The 15689-nt window shown below is 58.3% G+C and carries 13 protein-coding genes; 10 read left to right on the top strand and 3 right to left on the bottom strand.

Translation table 11 applies throughout. The features are described from left to right. Positions 1–7 precede the first annotated feature (7 nt). The 6 genes from cmaX to JFT91_RS23215 all read left to right on the top strand — a co-directional run bounded on the left by cmaX (position 8) and on the right by JFT91_RS23215 (position 5148). Positions 8–1003, top strand: coding sequence for a divalent cation transporter CmaX (gene cmaX, locus JFT91_RS23240; RefSeq protein ID WP_201227265.1), 996 nt, complete (start codon positions 8–10; stop codon positions 1001–1003). A gap of 63 nt (positions 1004–1066) precedes the next feature. Continuing rightward, positions 1067–1315, top strand: a complete 249-nt coding sequence (locus JFT91_RS23235; protein ID WP_008076827.1) for a hypothetical protein — start codon at positions 1067–1069, stop codon at positions 1313–1315. 2 nt (positions 1316–1317) lie between these two features. Beyond that, on the top strand, positions 1318–2142 hold the full coding sequence (locus JFT91_RS23230; protein ID WP_007916401.1) for a mechanosensitive ion channel family protein: 825 nt from the start codon (positions 1318–1320) through the stop codon (positions 2140–2142). A gap of 90 nt (positions 2143–2232) precedes the next feature. Further along, positions 2233–2823 (top strand): RNA polymerase sigma factor SigX, encoded by a 591-nt coding sequence (gene sigX, locus JFT91_RS23225; protein ID WP_201149100.1) that lies wholly within the window; start codon positions 2233–2235, stop codon positions 2821–2823. Positions 2824–2930: 107 nt separating this feature from the next. Further along, positions 2931–3962, top strand: a complete 1032-nt coding sequence (locus tag JFT91_RS23220) for an OmpA family protein (protein WP_201227264.1) — start codon at positions 2931–2933, stop codon at positions 3960–3962. Between the two features lie 166 nt (positions 3963–4128). Beyond that, on the top strand, positions 4129–5148 hold the full coding sequence (locus JFT91_RS23215) for a quinone-dependent dihydroorotate dehydrogenase (RefSeq protein ID WP_201148859.1): 1020 nt from the start codon (positions 4129–4131) through the stop codon (positions 5146–5148). A gap of 352 nt (positions 5149–5500) precedes the next feature. On the opposite strand, the gene batR is transcribed toward JFT91_RS23215, so the two are convergent. Beyond that, complete coding sequence (gene batR / locus JFT91_RS23210; protein WP_003223300.1) at positions 5501–5716, bottom strand: BatR family protein; 216 nt, start codon at positions 5714–5716, stop codon at positions 5501–5503. Positions 5717–6247: 531 nt separating this feature from the next. Here batR and rlmKL point away from each other — a divergent pair. Next, on the top strand, positions 6248–8518 hold the full coding sequence (gene rlmKL, locus JFT91_RS23205; RefSeq protein ID WP_201227255.1) for a bifunctional 23S rRNA (guanine(2069)-N(7))-methyltransferase RlmK/23S rRNA (guanine(2445)-N(2))-methyltransferase RlmL: 2271 nt from the start codon (positions 6248–6250) through the stop codon (positions 8516–8518). A gap of 144 nt (positions 8519–8662) precedes the next feature. Then, entirely contained in the window at positions 8663–11044 is a 2382-nt protein-coding gene (locus JFT91_RS23200) for a sensor domain-containing diguanylate cyclase (protein WP_201233964.1), read from the top strand. Between the two features lie 119 nt (positions 11045–11163). Here JFT91_RS23200 and dacB read toward each other — a convergent pair whose 3' ends face one another. After that, positions 11164–12624, bottom strand: a complete 1461-nt coding sequence (dacB, locus tag JFT91_RS23195; RefSeq protein ID WP_201233963.1) for a D-alanyl-D-alanine carboxypeptidase/D-alanyl-D-alanine endopeptidase — start codon at positions 12622–12624, stop codon at positions 11164–11166. A 233-nt stretch (positions 12625–12857) separates the two neighbouring features. Between dacB and JFT91_RS23190 the strand changes: the two genes are divergently transcribed. Continuing rightward, positions 12858–13202, top strand: coding sequence for a YggL family protein (locus tag JFT91_RS23190; protein WP_007916365.1), 345 nt, complete (start codon positions 12858–12860; stop codon positions 13200–13202). Between the two features lie 36 nt (positions 13203–13238). Here the strand turns inward: JFT91_RS23190 and JFT91_RS23185 are convergent, their stop codons facing one another. Continuing rightward, complete coding sequence (locus JFT91_RS23185) at positions 13239–14435, bottom strand: benzoate/H(+) symporter BenE family transporter (RefSeq protein ID WP_201233962.1); 1197 nt, start codon at positions 14433–14435, stop codon at positions 13239–13241. A gap of 355 nt (positions 14436–14790) precedes the next feature. Between JFT91_RS23185 and JFT91_RS23180 the strand changes: the two genes are divergently transcribed. Next, on the top strand, positions 14791–15555 hold the full coding sequence (locus tag JFT91_RS23180; protein WP_007918375.1) for a GntR family transcriptional regulator: 765 nt from the start codon (positions 14791–14793) through the stop codon (positions 15553–15555). The last annotated feature ends 134 nt before the right edge of the window (positions 15556–15689 follow it).

The raw sequence follows: 15689 nt of genomic DNA, 5'->3' as shown, positions 1-15689 counted from the left end.
GATGCGGATGTTCGAGGAAGAAAACGCGCAATGGGGGCTGGTGCATGCCCTGGTGCTGGACGGTAGAGGCGGTGCGCGTTCGATAGCCCGGACTGAGCTCGACGATTTGCAACTGCAGGCGCATGAGAGTCTGTGGCTGCATTGGGATCGCAGCCATCCGCAGACCCAGACCTGGCTGCGCAAATCCAGCGGACTCAACGAATTCACCTGCGATCTGCTGCTGGAAGAGAACACTCGTCCGCGCCTGTTGCCGTTGCCGGATTGCGAGTTGCTGCTGTTTTTGCGCGGGGTCAACCTTAATCCAGGTGCCGAGCCGGAAGACATGGTCTCGGTACGGATTTTTGCCTCTGCCCAGCGCGTGATCTCTCTGCGTTTGCGCCCATTGCGTGCCACCGATGAATTGTTGGTGCAATTGGCGGACGGCAACGGCCCTAAAACGGCATCCGAACTCATCCTTTATCTGGCGCAGTTCCTCACCAACAAGGTGCAGGATCTGGTCACTTGCCTCTCGGAAATCGCCGATGAGGAAGAAGAAAAGATGGATGCCGACGAACGGTATACCCCCGAGCATGGCGCCATTTTGCACATCCGGCGAAGGGCTGCCGGACTGAAACGTTTCCTGGCTCCGCAACGGGATATTTTCGGACAACTGACAAGGATAAAACTGCCGTGGTTTGTCGACGATGACGCCGACTACTGGAACGAATTGAATAACAGCCTGACCCGTTACCTCGAAGAGCTCGAATTGACCCGAGAGCGCGTGGGGCTTGTGCTGGAGGCTGAAGACCGGCGTTTGAGCGAGCGCATGAATCGCACGATGTACCGCTTCGGGATCATCACCTGCATCTTTTTACCGATGAGTTTTATCACCGGCCTGCTGGGCATCAACGTTGGCGGTATTCCCTTCTCCAGCAGCCCTTACGGTTTCCTGATCGCCTGCTTGACGGTGCTCGCTCTGGCCTTCGGTCAGTGGTGGTTATTCCGTCGTTTGCGCTGGGTGTGAACATGGCGCATGTGACCCGACCAAATTTGCCCGCGTCTTTCACAGACATCACGAGAGGTGCGTATGCACGATCCGTTTGAACAGTCTTTGCGCGACATGCTCAACGCTTCGCCGTCCAGCCGCGACGACGATGCGTGTTTGGGCCGCGTGCTCAAAACCGCCAACCGCCAGGTTGGCGCCGGCGATCTGTTCAGCCTGCTGGGCCGCTGGCTGCCCGCGCTGATGATCGCCCTGAATAACGGCTCGGCCCACGTCTCGCCGGTTTCCCGCCTTCGTAAACCTACTGCTCGCACTGCTGATAAGGCTGATTGAATATGGAACTTGATCTCTGGACTCAGAGCCTCGTCACTGCAATGACTGCGTTGTGGACCAAAGTCGCTAATTTCATTCCGAACCTGTTCGGCGCACTGGTGGTGCTGCTGTTGGGTTTTGTCGTGGCCAAGCTGCTCGATACCTTGCTGTCCAAATTGCTCGCCAAACTGGGCCTCGATCGCCTGATGGGCGGCACCGGACTGACCAAGTTGATGTCGCGTGCAGGGCTGCAAGTGCCGATCTCGACCCTGATCGGCAAGATCGTCTACTGGTTCGTTCTTCTGATTTTTCTGGTTTCTGCAGCAGAATCCCTTGGCCTTGAGCGAGTTTCAGCTACGCTCGATATGTTGGCGCTCTATTTGCCGAAAGTATTCGGCGCCGCGCTGGTGTTGCTGGTAGGGGTTTTGCTCGCACAGCTGGCCAATGGGCTGGTGCGCGGGGCGGCAGAAGGTGTAGGCCTGGACTACGCTTCGGGACTTGGGCGGATTGCCCAGGGGCTGGTGATCATCATCAGCATCTCGGTTGCGATCAGTCAGCTTGAGGTCAAGACCGACCTGCTGAACCATGTGATCGTCATTGTTTTGATTACCGTTGGTCTGGCCGTTGCGCTGGCCATGGGTTTGGGAAGCCGGGAAATTGCCGGTCAGATTCTTGCGGGAATCTATGTGCGTGAGTTGTATCAGGTTGGGCAACAAGTGCGTGTTGGCGAGGTCGAAGGCCAGATCGAAGAGATCGGCACGGTTAAAACCACATTGCTGACCGATGAGGGTGAGCTAGTCTCACTCTCCAATCGGATCCTGCTGGAACAGCATGTGAGTAGCCGCTAATCCGGCAAACCCTGCTAATGTATGCCGCCGCAAAATGCCAGCTGATGCTGGTTGCGGCGGACATTGACCTGACTGTCGGCACGACTTGTTTTGAATAAAGCCCATACGCTATCCACGCGCTACGACCCCCGCGAGCTCTCTGATGAGGAGTTGGTCGCGCGCTCGCATACCGAGCTTTTTCACGTAACGCGCGCCTATGAAGAACTGATGCGGCGTTACCAGCGAACATTATTTAACGTTTGTGCGAGATATCTTGGGAACGATCGCGACGCAGACGATGTCTGTCAGGAAGTCATGTTGAAGGTGCTGTATGGCCTGAAGAACTTTGAGGGGAAATCGAAGTTCAAAACGTGGCTGTACAGCATCACGTACAACGAATGTATTACGCAGTATCGGAAGGAACGGCGAAAGCGTCGCTTGATGGACGCATTGAGTCTTGACCCTCTTGAGGAAGCGTCCGAAGAAAAGACGCCAAAACCCGAAGAGAAGGGCGGACTTGATCGCTGGCTGGTGTATGTGAACCCGATCGACCGCGAAATTCTGGTGCTACGATTTGTCGCAGAGCTGGAATTTCAAGAGATCGCAGACATCATGCACATGGGTTTGAGTGCGACAAAAATGCGTTACAAACGTGCTCTAGATAAATTGCGTGAGAAATTTGCAGGCATTGCTGAAACTTAGTTCAGCGCAAATATCTCTTACGTGTAGGCAAGTTCTGATAGACTTGCCGCCGAGTTGTCCCCCGGTTTGCGGGACTGCTTCACAATCACCAGATGGGGATTTAACGGATGAAACTGAAAAACACCTTGGGCTTGGCCATTGGTTCTCTGATTGCCGCCACTTCGTTCGGCGCTCTGGCACAAGGCCAAGGCGCAGTTGAAATCGAAGGCTTCGCAAAGAAAGAACAATTCGACAGCGCTCGTAACTTCAAGAACAACGGCAACCTGTTCGGCGGTTCGATCGGTTACTTCCTGACCGACGACGTTGAACTGCGTCTGGGCTACGACGAAGTGCACAACGTGCGTGCCGACAACGGCCGTAACATCAAGGGCGCCAACACCGCTCTGGACGCTCTGTACCACTTCAACAACCCGGGCGACATGCTGCGTCCATACGTGTCGGCTGGTTTCTCCGATCAAAGCATCGGTCAGAACGAGTCCGGTCGTAACCGCTCCACCTTCGCCAACGTTGGCGCTGGTGCCAAGCTGTACTTCACCGACAACTTCTACGCCCGTGCTGGCGTTGAAGCTCAGTACAACATCGACCAGGGCGACACCGAGTGGGCTCCTAGCGTTGGTATCGGTGTGAACTTCGGTGGCGGCTCCAAGCCTGCTGCTGCTCCAGTTCCAGCACCAGCTGAAGTCTGCTCCGACAGCGACAACGACGGCGTATGCGACAACGTTGACAAGTGCCCAGACACCCCAGCCAACGTAACTGTTGACGCTGACGGCTGCCCAGCAGTTGCTGAAGTTGTTCGTGTTGAGCTGGACGTTAAGTTCGACTTCGACAAGTCGGTTGTGAAGCCAAACAGCTACGGCGACATCAAAAACCTGGCTGACTTCATGAAGCAGTACCCATCCACCACCACTACTGTTGAAGGTCACACTGACTCCGTCGGTCCTGACGCTTACAACCAGAAACTGTCTGAGCGTCGTGCAAACGCCGTTAAACAAGTTCTGACCAACCAGTACGGTGTTGAATCGTCCCGCGTTCAGTCTGTTGGCTACGGCGAATCCCGCCCAGTTGCTGACAACAAAACTGAAGCTGGCCGTGCTGTTAACCGTCGCGTAGAAGCGCAGGTTGAAGCTCAAGCTAAGTAATTAGCTGCCGCTCCGAGAAAAGCCCGGCTTAGGCCGGGCTTTTCTTTGTCTGCGATTTGGTAAATGGACATTCGGTTTTGCGTCGATTTACGCGTGCGCCTCGCGCCGCAGGCCCATGCCCGGCTATAATCGCCGCCTCTTTTCGCCGCCCGAGTCATCGCCGCCCATGTACACCCTGGCCCGTCAGCTGTTGTTCAAACTTTCCCCGGAAACCTCCCACGATCTGTCGCTGGATCTGATCGGCGCGGGTGGGCGTTTGGGCCTCAACGGCTTGCTGTGCAAGAAACCGGCAAGTGTGCCGGTGACGGTCATGGGCCTGGAATTCCCTAACCCTGTGGGTCTGGCTGCGGGTCTGGACAAGAACGGCGCGGCCATCGACGGTTTCGCGCAACTGGGTTTCGGTTTTGTCGAAATCGGCACCGTGACCCCGCGTCCACAGCCGGGCAACCCGAAACCACGGATCTTCCGCTTGCCGGAAGCCGAGGCGATCATCAACCGCATGGGTTTCAACAACCTCGGTGTCGATAACCTGCTGGCGCGGGTCGCTGCGGCGAAATACCAAGGCGTGCTGGGTATCAACATCGGCAAGAACTTCGATACGCCGGTCGAGCGCGCCGTCGACGATTACCTGATCTGCCTGGACAAGGTCTACGCCCACGCCAGCTACATTACGGTCAACGTCAGCTCGCCGAACACCCCGGGTCTGCGCAGTTTGCAGTTCGGTGATTCGCTCAAGCAGTTGCTGGCCGATCTGGCCACGCGCCGCGCTGAACTGGCCTTGCGTCATGGCAAACATGTGCCGCTGGCAATCAAGATTGCCCCGGACATGACCGACGAAGAAACCGCGCAAGTGGCTCAGGCGTTGATCGAAACGGGCATGGACGCGGTGATCGCAACCAATACCACCCTGAGCCGTGTCGGTGTTGAAGGCATGGAGCATGGTGACGAGGCGGGCGGTCTGTCGGGCGCGCCTGTGCGTGAGAAGAGCACGAATACCGTGAAGGTGCTGGCGGGCGAACTGGCTGGTCGTCTGCCGATCATCGCGGCTGGCGGCATCACCGAAGGCAAACACGCGGCCGAGAAAATCCTCGCCGGTGCGAGCCTGGTGCAGATTTACTCTGGTTTCATCTACAAAGGCCCGGCACTGATCCGCGAATCGGTAGACGCCATCGCCGCCCTGCGCTGAGGCTTGCCGAAGGCTTGTTGTGAGGGGCTTTGTGGAGAGGGCTTTGTGGCGAGGGGATTTATCCCCGTTCGGCTGCGCAGCAGTCGTAAAGTCAGAATCCTCAATCTACCTGACACACTGAGGTGGAAGGTTTTGGGGCTGCTTCGCAGCCCAACGGGGATGAATCCCCTCGCCACAGGATCCAGTAATTTCTGAAAATCCAGTAATCACAATAATCTGCATGCTCCGGTATTTTCAGGCATAAAAAAGGGCTCCTCGAAGGAGCCCCTGGGCCGCAGCCCGCCGTCCGGGAAGGACGTGCATGGTAAGTCGTTACAAATTCAGATTGTCGTGTCGGAATAAATGCCCTGTGTCAGCCGACGGCGTGAAGTTCGTTGAGTCTGTGGATTCCCGCAGTGCCGGTCATACCGTCCCAGTTGTCGCCGCGTCCTTCTCGCCAGCCGTTAATCCAGGCTTGGCGTACCGACGGTAGAGTAAATGGGCAAAGCTCACGGGATTTGCCACCAACGCCATATTGATATCCGCGCAAAAATGCTCTTTCCAACGGATCACGCTTAAGTCTTCTCATAGGGTGTTTCCCTCACTTGTTGACTGTTTGTGTCGCGTCGACCTCAATCGAGGTCTGGCAGAAAAAACCTGCCGTGCTGCGGCTCGCTGCCGGCGTGGCGAGCCAAGGTGTTGACGCCGTTGCGACGTCAACCTGTGTTCAGTTCTAACCAATGAGTCACACCGAGGGAATGATCGTTTTGTCATAAGGACGTAACGAAAGTAGTGCTACAGCCATAAGTAACTGAGGGTTTCATGAGTGTTTTTTCAGCAAACCCCGGTATGATCGGCCCCGCGCTGGATGATGGGTTTAATTCTTTAGTGAGAATGACCCACGTTTACGCTGGGGTACTAAGCGACGAAGGGTCGCTTTAAGACTTTTTGTTTCATCAACTTTTTTATCTGTCCTTGCATCTAAGCTCTTTTAACCCGAGCAGCGGGGATGGAACGGCACACCTTCGTGCCACGCGGGCGCTCTTTAAGAAAAGCGCCTGATTGAAAACCGGATCGGCAATGCGTTGCCGATTCACTAGCCAAAGGCTCTGGAAATACCATGTCCGACCGTTTTGAACTCTTCCTCACTTGCCCTAAAGGCCTTGAAGGCCTGCTCATCGAGGAAGCCGTCGGGCTTGGCCTTGAAGAAGCGCGCGAGCACACTTCCGCTGTGCGTGGCATGGCGACCATGGAAACTGCTTATCGCCTATGCCTCTGGTCGCGTCTGGCCAACCGAGTGCTGCTGGTGCTCAAGCGTTTCCCGATGAAAGACGCCGAAGACCTGTACCACGGCGTGCTCGACATCGAATGGCAAGATCACATGCTCAACGACGGCACCCTTGCCGTTGAATTCAGCGGCCATGGCTCGGGCATCGACAACACGCACTTTGGCGCCCTGAAAGTCAAAGATGCCATCGTCGACAAACTGCGTACCCCGCAAGGCGACCGTCCGTCGATCGACAAACTCAATCCGGACCTGCGCATTCACCTGCGCCTGGATCGCGGCGAAGCGATTCTCTCCCTCGATCTCTCTGGCCACAGCCTGCACCAGCGCGGCTATCGCTTGCAGCAGGGCGCAGCGCCGCTGAAGGAAAACCTCGCAGCCGCCATCCTGATCCGTTCCGGCTGGCCACGTATTGCCGCTGAAGGCGGCGCGCTGGCTGACCCGATGTGCGGTGTCGGTACGTTCCTCGTCGAAGCTGCGATGATCGCCGCCGACATGGCGCCGAACCTGCGTCGTGAGCAGTGGGGTTTTACCGCGTGGCTCGGTCACGTGCCGGCGCTGTGGAAAAAACTTCACGAAGAAGCCGTTGAACGTGCCGCTGCCGGTCTGGCCAAGCCGCCGCTGTGGATTCGCGGTTACGAAGCCGATCCACGCCTGATTCAGCCGGGCCGCAACAACGTTGAGCGTGCGGGCCTGAGCGAGTGGATCAAGATCTATCAGGGCGAAGTCGCGACCTTCGAGCCGCGCCCGGATCAGAACCAGAAAGGCTTGGTCATCTGCAACCCGCCGTACGGCGAGCGTCTCGGCGATGAAGCCAGCTTGCTGTACCTCTATCAGAACCTTGGCGAGCGTCTGCGTCAGGCCTGTCTGAACTGGGAAGCGGCGGTATTCACTGGCGCGCCGGATCTGGGCAAGCGCATGGGCATTCGCAGCCACAAACAGTATTCGTTCTGGAACGGCGCGTTGCCGTGCAAGCTGCTGTTGATCAAAGTGCTGCCGGATCAGTTCGTCACCGGCGAACGTCGCACACCTGAGCAGCGTCAGGCCGAGCGCGAGCAAGCGGCTTACGATCAGACCCCGGACGAGCCGCAAGAGCGCAAGTTCAACAAGAACGGCAACCCGATCAAACCGACGCCAGCCCCGGCACCGGTGATCGAGCAGCCACGCTTGAGCGAAGGCGGGCAGATGTTTGCCAACCGTCTGCAAAAGAACCTCAAGGCCATGGGCAAGTGGGTCAAGCGCGAAGGCATTGATTGCTACCGCGTCTACGATGCCGACATGCCTGAATACGCGATGGCTATCGATCTGTACCACGACTGGGTGCACGTTCAGGAATACGCCGCGCCGAAGTCCATCGACCCGGAAAAGGCCTCGGCGCGCATGTTCGATGCGCTGGCAGCCATTCCGCAGGCGCTGAACGTCGACAAGAGCCGCGTGGTGGTCAAGCGCCGCGAGCGTCAGAGCGGCACCAAGCAGTACGAGCGTCAGGCCGCGCAGGGCAAGTTCAACGAAGTCAGCGAGGGCGGCGTGAAGTTGCTGGTCAACCTCACCGACTACCTCGACACCGGCCTGTTCCTCGATCACCGTCCGATGCGCATGCGCATTCAGAAAGAGGCCGAGGGCAAGCGTTTCCTCAATCTGTATTGCTACACCGCGACCGCCAGCGTGCACGCGGCCAAGGGTGGCGCGCGCAGCACCACCAGCGTCGACCTGTCGAAAACCTACCTCGACTGGGCGCGTCGCAACCTGTCGCTGAACGGTTTTTCGGACAAGAACCGTCTGGAGCAGGGCGATGTGATGGTGTGGCTGGAAAGCTGCCGTGAAGAGTACGACCTGATCTTCATCGATCCGCCAACCTTCTCCAACTCCAAGCGCATGGAAGGCATCTTCGACGTGCAGCGTGATCAGGTGCAGTTGATCGACCTGGCCATGGCCCGCCTGGCACCGGGGGGCGTGTTGTACTTCTCCAACAACTTCCGCAAGTTCCAGTTGGAAGAAAACTTGGCCGAGCGGTACGCGGTCGAGGAAATCAGCGCGCAGACCATTGATCCGGATTTTGCCCGCAATACCAAGATCCACCGCGCCTGGAAAATCACGGCTCGTTGACACTGCACAGCACTGGATCCACAGAGCCTTGATTTTTAACGGCTCTTGGATCCGTTCAGTGCTAGCCAAATTAATGGCTAATAGCTATAACTCACTCATGGCCAATGGGGCTTCCCCGGAACACTGGCGTAGTGAGTTGCCTTTATGTCGTTGCACCCCGTGCGCCCAAAGATCCTGGGTTTTATCAGCGAAGAAGTCTCGGCCTGGCTGGTCGCGCTGCTGGTATTGCTCGCCGGCGGGATTCTCACGGGGCTGCTCGCCTGGGCTACCCTCAATCAGTTTCAGCAACAGTTGCGTCAGCGCTTTCAACTGCTGGCCAACGAACGCTACAGTCGCATCGAAGAGCGCTTTCAGGATCAGGAGCAACGCCTCGACGGTCTGCGCCGCTTCTTCGCCAACTCAGAATCGGTGTCCCGCGCCGAATTCGACGGTTACACCCAACCTTTATTACTGCGTACCCAAGCCTATTCCTATGCCGTACGAGTCAGTGGTGCCGAGCGCGCCGCATTCGAGCAACGCGTGCGTGACGAGGGATTGAGCACCTTCACCATCCGTGAACTGAATGCGCAAGGCGAACTGCAACTGGCTGCGCCTCGCGATGAGTACGTACCGGTGCTGTACAGCCAGACCCAAAGTCGTCTCGGCTCGCCACTGGGCTATGACCTGCTGGCGCAACCGTTGCGTCGCGACACCCTGCAGCGCGCCGATAAACTACGCGGGCTGGCCGTGTCGCAACCGATGCATCTGGTCAGCATCGAGCCATCCTATGCGCGTGGCGTGCTCTTGGTGGCGCCGGTGAGCCGCGATGCCCAGTCGCGTCCGTTCGGTTACGTGATGGCGGTAATCAGCATGCGTCAGTTGCTGGCGGACGGCTTGCCGGATGCGTTTCACGACTATCTATCGGTGAGCATTCTCGATCTGTCGACCAATGATCAGCACGAGGTGTTGTTCGAATCGGCCAACGAGCCGGTGCCGAGTGATCTGTCAGCCACGCGTTTGCTGCGCATGGCCGATCACGATTATCAGGTCGATATTCTGCCCAGCGAGGCCTTTATGCAGGCCAATCATTCGTCGGTCGGCAGCGTGGTCATCCTCGGTGGGTTGCTCAGCCTGCTGCTCAGTGCGTTGCTCTATGTGTTGGTGAGTCAACGCCAGCGCGCCTTGCGTCTGGTCGAGTTGCGTACTCAGGAGTTGCACGAGCGTGAAAAGGAGTTGCGCGGCACCCACGGCCAATTGCGCGGGGTGCTGAACGCTGCGACCCAAGTCGCGATCATTGCCACGGACTTGCGTGGCGTGATCAACACCTTCAACCCCGGCGCCGAGCAGATGCTCGGCTACAGCAGCGCCGACGTGGTCGGCCGCATGACCCTGGAAAACCTGCACCTGCCCCGTGAGTTGACCGCGCGTTCGGCAGAACTGAGCGCGCGTTACGGCAAAAGTATCCCGACGTGCCATGCGATGTTGGTCGAGGGCGGCGAAGTCGGCGGTCACGAAGCGCGCGAATGGACGCTGGTGCGCAGCGATGGCAGCCATATTCCGGTGAACATGCTCGCCACCCCGGTGCTCGACGAACAGGGTTTGTGGGTCGGGCATCTGGCGATCTGTATCGACATCACTGAACGCAAGCGCGTGCACGAAGTGCTGGCCGCGCGCGATGTGCTGCTGAAGAAACTCAGCGCGCACGTGCCGGGCGGCATCTATCAATTCAAGATGGAATTCAACGGTCGCTTCAGCGTGATCTACGCCAGCGATGGCATTCGCGAGATCTACGAGCTGGAGCCCGATGTACTGCTGCTCGACGCCGAAGCCATTTTCACCCGCATCCATCCGCAAGACATCACGCGCGTGCGCACCTCGATTCGTGCCTCGGCGGACAATCTCAGCGCATGGCGCGAAGAATACCGGGTGCTACTGCCCCAGCGCGGTTTGCGCTGGGTGCGTGGCGCAGCGTCGCCGGAAGAGTTGCCGGGCGGCGGCGTGCTGTGGCACGGCTATATCTCGGATATTTCCGATCTGAAGCGTGTGGAGGAAGAATTGCGGGCCCTGTCGGTGACCGACTCACTGACGGGAATTCACAACCGACGCTATTTTCAGGAGCGTCTGACCACCGAAATGGCCCGGGTCGAGCGCGGCGGTGGCGAGTTGTCGGTGATCATGCTCGACATCGACCATTTCAAACGGATCAACGATCAGCACGGCCATGCAGTGGGCGACCGGGTGCTGCAAGCGGTGTGCGAGCGCATTGGCCATCGTCTGCGGCGCACTGATGTGTTCTGCCGCTTGGGCGGTGAGGAATTCATGGTGCTGTGCCCGGACATCGATGGCGAGCACGCATACATGCTGGCGGTCGAACTCTGGCAGGGTTTGCGCAGTTCACCGGTGGATGTGGTGGGCGTGGTCACGGCAAGTTTTGGCATCGCCAGTTGGCGGCCGGGGGAGGGCGCAGATGCGTTGCTGTTGCGCGCGGACTCAGGCGTCTACGCAGCGAAGCAGCACGGTCGTGATCGCGTCGAGCAGATGAGCTAAACCGCGACGCTATTCCCCCTGTAGGAGTGAGCCTGCTCGCGATTGCGGTGTGTCAGTCAAATTGATTCATCTGAACTGACGCAATCGCGAGCAGGCTCACTCCTACAGGGTAGCGGTGATCAGAGGACCGAAGCGGTTTGTGCTGTCTTCGGCTGTTTGTAGAGATCCAGCAGTACTTGATCCAGCACCGACGATGCACCAAACGGCGCCTTGTCGTTGAGGATCGCCACCACCGCCCAGGTATTGCCATTCACATCGCGGCTGAAGCCGGCAATCGCGCGTACGGTATTCAAAGTGCCGGTCTTGACGTGGGCTTCGCCGCGCATCGCGGTGGTCTTCAGGCGTTTACGCATGGTGCCGTCGGTGCCGGCAATCGGCAGCGAGCTGATGTATTCGGCGGCGTACGGGCTGTGCCAGGCGGCCTGCAGCATGCCGGCCATTTCACGCGCGCTGACGCGTTCGGCACGGGACAGGCCGGAACCGTTCTCCATCACCAGGTGCGGCGCGGTGATGCCTTTCTTCGCCAGCCACTGACGCACCACGCGCTGCGCTGCCTTGGCGTCGTCACCATCGGCGTCGTTGCGAAATTTTTGTCCGAGGCTCAGGAACAGTTGCTGAGCCATGGTGTTGTTACTGTATTTGTTGATGTCGCGGATGATTTCCGCCAGATCCGGCGAATAAGCACGCGCCAGCAGTTTGGCGTTGCTTGGGGTTGCGGCCAGACGATCCTTGCCCTGGATGCTGCCGCCGAGTTCTTTCCAGATCGCCCGCACGGCGCCGGCGGTGTAGGTGGCGTGGTCGAGCAGCGAGAGATAAGTCTGCGAGCTGCAACCTTCGCCCAACTGGCCGGCCACGGTCACGGTCACGCTGCCATCAGCCTCTGGCACCGGGTTGTAGCGCACGCCGCCGGTGCATTGTTTGGAGGGCAGGGCTTTAACGGTGTTTTCAATGCGCACGCTGGCAATCGGTGGCTCCACCGAAATCAGCACCCGGCCATTATCGTTGCGGGCGACAAAGCGCAGGGCCTTGAGGTTGACCAGCAACGAGTCGGGTTTGACCAGAAACGGCTTGTTCTCGTCGTTGCCGTCATCGTTGAACTCCGGCAACTGCGGCTGCACGAAGAAGTTGCGGTCGAGGATCAGGTCGCCAGTGATCTGGGTGACGCCGTTGGCGCGCAGGTCGCGCATCAGCAGCCAGAGTTTTTCCATGTTCAGTTTCGGATCGCCACCACCCTTGAGGTAGAGGTTGCCGTTGAGGATGCCGCCATTCAGGTCGCCGTCGGTGTAGAACTCGGTTTTCCACTGGTGATTGGGGCCGAGCATTTCCAGCGCCGCGTAAGTGGTGACCAGCTTCATGGTCGAGGCCGGGTTGACCGAGACGTCGGCGTTGAACACGGTTGGCGTGCCCGGGCCGTCCAGCGGGATCATCACCAGCGACAGGGCATTAGGCTGCAATTTGCTCGCCTTGAGGGCCTTTTCGACGTTGGGGGTCAGGGAAGTATTGATGGTGGCAGCAGAAACAGGCAGCGCCAGAGGCAGAAGAAGGCCGGCGAGAAACAGTGGACGCAACGATTTGATCATATGAAATAAAACCCTACAGCCGAGGGGGAAAAAGACGAGGACATGGATGAAAAAGCCCTCAGTGGTCACGAAAGTGTCGGCATTATGCCCCAAGGTGTAACCGATTGTGCCTTCCCCGGGGTGGCGATTCGCTGATTTTTTACAGGCGGTCGGGCTGTATGTCCAGAGAGTCGGGCAATCGATTGCTTAAACTGGTAAAGTGCCGGCCGTATTTACTTAAGAGGATTGTTCCAATGGCGACTAACCGTTCCCAGCGTCTGCGCAAAAAACTGTGCGTTGATGAATTTCAAGAGCTGGGTTTCGAGCTGAACCTGGACTTCAAAGAAGACTTGTCCGAAGAAGCCATTGACGCTTTCCTCGAAGCCTTCATCAAAGAAGCCATGGAAGCCAATGGTCTGGGTTATGTTGGCGGCGATGACTTCGGTCTGGTTTGCCTGCAGAAGCGTGGCTCGGTCAACGAAGAGCAGCGTGCTGCCGTTGAAGCCTGGCTGAAAACCCGCTCCGAGCTGACCAAGTATGAAGTCAGCCCGCTGCTGGACGTTTGGTATCCGGAAAAGCCGATCAACGCGGCTAAGTGATACTGAAAAAACGGCGACCTTCGGGTCGCCGTTTTTTTATGCCTGCGCTTTGCGCCAATTCAAAATCACCAACGTCAACACCCCCGCAACAATCCCCCAAAACGCCGAACCAATGGAAAACAGCGTCAGCCCCGACGCCGTCACCATAAAGGTTATCAACGCCGCCTCACGCTCCTTCACTTCCGTCATGGCAATGCTCAAGCCATTGATGATCGAGCCAAACAACGCCAATGCCGCAATCGACAGCACCAGTTCCTTCGGCAGCGCTGCGAACAATGCGGCCAGCGTGGCGCCGAACACTCCGGCAATCCCGTAAAAAATCCCGCACCACACGGCTGCCGTATAGCGCTTGTTGCGATCTTCATGGGCGTGCGGCCCGGTGCAGATCGCCGCGCTGATCGCCGCGAGGTTGATCCCGTGCGAGCCAAATGGCGCCAGCAGCAGCGAGGCGATACCGGTGGTGGTAATCAGCGGCGAGGCCGGGACGTTGTAGCCGTCAGCGCGTAATACGGCGATGCCAGGCATGTTCTGCGAAGTCATCGCCACCACGAACAACGGAATGCCGATGCTGATGGTCGCGGCGAGCGAGAAGTGCGGAGTGGTCCACACGGGTGTCGCCACTTCCAGATGAAAGCCGCTGAAGTCCAACAGTCCCATGAAGCCCGACAGCGCAGTGCCGATCAGCAGGGCCGCGAGCACCGCATAGCGTGGCGACAGGCGCTTGACCACCAGATAAGTGAAGAACATGCCCAGCACCAGACCGGTACGGTGTTGCGCGGCGACGAAAATCTCGCTGCCGATCTTGAACAGAATGCCCGCCAGCAATGCTGCCGCCAGCGACGCCGGAATCTTTTTCACCAGCCGTTCGAAGCTGCCGGTCAGGCCGCAAATGGTCACCAGTACCGCGCAAGTGACGTAGGCGCCGATGGCCTCACCGTAGCTGACACCGCCCAGGCTGGTGATCAGCAACGCCGCGCCGGGTGTCGACCAGGCGATGGTGATCGGCGTGCGATAGCGCAGCGACAGGCCAATCGAACACACTGCCATACCAATCGAAATCGCCCAGATCCACGAAGAAATCTGCCCACTGCTCAGGCCCGCCGCTTGCCCGGCCTGGAACATCAGCACCAGCGAACTGGTATAGCCGGTCATCATCGCAATGAACCCGGCGACGATGGCCGAAGGCGATGTGTCGGAAAAGGGACGCAGTTGAGTGTGCGTAGCGTCATTCATGACGGCGGTGTTCCTTATACCAATGAAGATGTCCCCTTTGACGCAAACCCTTGTAGGAGTGAGCCTGCTCGCGATGGCGGTGTGTCATTCAACAATAATTCGAATGACACACCGCCATCGCGAGCAGGCTCACTCCTACAGGGGTTGTGCGCTGAAGGCGGATTCTGCGATCAAGCCTAAACTCAATCGTAACGGATCGTTGCAATACAGCCGCGGTCACAAACAGCCATACAGTCGTGTTGCCACCATCCATTGTGTACAATCGCGGTGTTTTTTACGCGATACTTGCCAGCGACCTACTGTGCCGTATTACAGTCACGGTCTATTCGCCGCAGTTCTCCCGACTCGAGTGCCCATGAACGAACAGTTGCAACCCCTCAAGAAACAACCGCGAGCAGGCAAAGCCGGCCGCAGCGGAACCCAGGACGATATTGTCTACGCGCATATCTTCGAGGCCATCCTCGAACAGCGTCTGGCGCCAGGCACCAAGTTGAGCGAAGAAGCGCTGGGGGAGATTTTTGGGGTCAGCCGCACCATCATTCGCCGCGCGTTGTCGCGTCTGGCCCATGAAGGCGTCGTGCTGTTGCGGCCGAACCGTGGCGCCGTAGTCGCCAGCCCGAGCGTCGAAGAAGCGCGTCAGGTGTTCCTCGCCCGCCGTCTGGTCGAGCGTGCGATTACCGAACTGGCTGTGCAGCACGCTACCGCCGAGCAAATCGCCGAGTTGCGCCAGATGGTCAACGACGAGCGCGACAGCTTCTCGCGCGGTGATCGCGGCGCCGGTATTCGTCTGTCGGGCGAGTTTCACCTGAAACTGGCCGAAGCGGCGATGAATGCACCGTTGATCAGCTTCCAGCGCAGCCTGGTGTCGCAAACCTCGCTGATCATTGCCCAATATGAAAGCGGCAACCGTTCGCACTGTTCCTATGACGAACACACCCAGTTGATCGACGCCATCGAAAAGCGCGACGGCGAGCTGGCAGTGAACCTGATGATGCATCACATGGATCACATCGACAGCAAGCTCAACCTCGATGAAGAAGGCGCTTCGGACGATCTGCATGCGGTGTTCTCGCATTTGTTGCAGACCAAGAAGCCGGGTCGCCCTGCGGCCAAGCTCTAAGCTGATACCGAGTCGACCCCTTCGCGAGCAGGCTCGCTCCCACATTCAACCGCATTCTGTCAGAGGAAATGAGGTTAACTGTGGGGGCGAGCCTGCTCGCGAAGGCGATCTGACGGGCAACAAAAAATCCCCCG

The sequence above is a fragment of the Pseudomonas sp. TH08 genome, assembly GCF_016651275.1.
Taxonomy (GTDB): Bacteria; Pseudomonadota; Gammaproteobacteria; order Pseudomonadales; family Pseudomonadaceae; genus Aquipseudomonas.
This window is presented reverse-complemented; position numbering and strand designations above follow the sequence as displayed.

What these genes read in the sequence shown, in the direction of transcription:
- cmaX (WP_201227265.1), top strand. Translation starts at nt 8, where the DNA reads ATGTTCGAGGAAGAAAACGCGCAATGGGGGCTGGTGCATGCCCTGGTG.
- JFT91_RS23235 (WP_008076827.1), top strand. Translation starts at nt 1,067, where the DNA reads ATGCACGATCCGTTTGAACAGTCTTTGCGCGACATGCTCAACGCTTCG.
- JFT91_RS23230 (WP_007916401.1), top strand. Translation starts at nt 1,318, where the DNA reads ATGGAACTTGATCTCTGGACTCAGAGCCTCGTCACTGCAATGACTGCG.
- JFT91_RS23220 (WP_201227264.1), top strand. Translation starts at nt 2,931, where the DNA reads ATGAAACTGAAAAACACCTTGGGCTTGGCCATTGGTTCTCTGATTGCC.
- JFT91_RS23215 (WP_201148859.1), top strand. Translation starts at nt 4,129, where the DNA reads ATGTACACCCTGGCCCGTCAGCTGTTGTTCAAACTTTCCCCGGAAACC.
- batR (WP_003223300.1), bottom strand. Translation starts at nt 5,716, where the DNA reads ATGAGAAGACTTAAGCGTGATCCGTTGGAAAGAGCATTTTTGCGCGGA.
- rlmKL (WP_201227255.1), top strand. Translation starts at nt 6,248, where the DNA reads ATGTCCGACCGTTTTGAACTCTTCCTCACTTGCCCTAAAGGCCTTGAA.
- JFT91_RS23200 (WP_201233964.1), top strand. Translation starts at nt 8,663, where the DNA reads ATGTCGTTGCACCCCGTGCGCCCAAAGATCCTGGGTTTTATCAGCGAA.
- dacB (WP_201233963.1), bottom strand. Translation starts at nt 12,624, where the DNA reads ATGATCAAATCGTTGCGTCCACTGTTTCTCGCCGGCCTTCTTCTGCCT.
- JFT91_RS23190 (WP_007916365.1), top strand. Translation starts at nt 12,858, where the DNA reads ATGGCGACTAACCGTTCCCAGCGTCTGCGCAAAAAACTGTGCGTTGAT.
- JFT91_RS23185 (WP_201233962.1), bottom strand. Translation starts at nt 14,435, where the DNA reads ATGAATGACGCTACGCACACTCAACTGCGTCCCTTTTCCGACACATCG.
- JFT91_RS23180 (WP_007918375.1), top strand. Translation starts at nt 14,791, where the DNA reads ATGAACGAACAGTTGCAACCCCTCAAGAAACAACCGCGAGCAGGCAAA.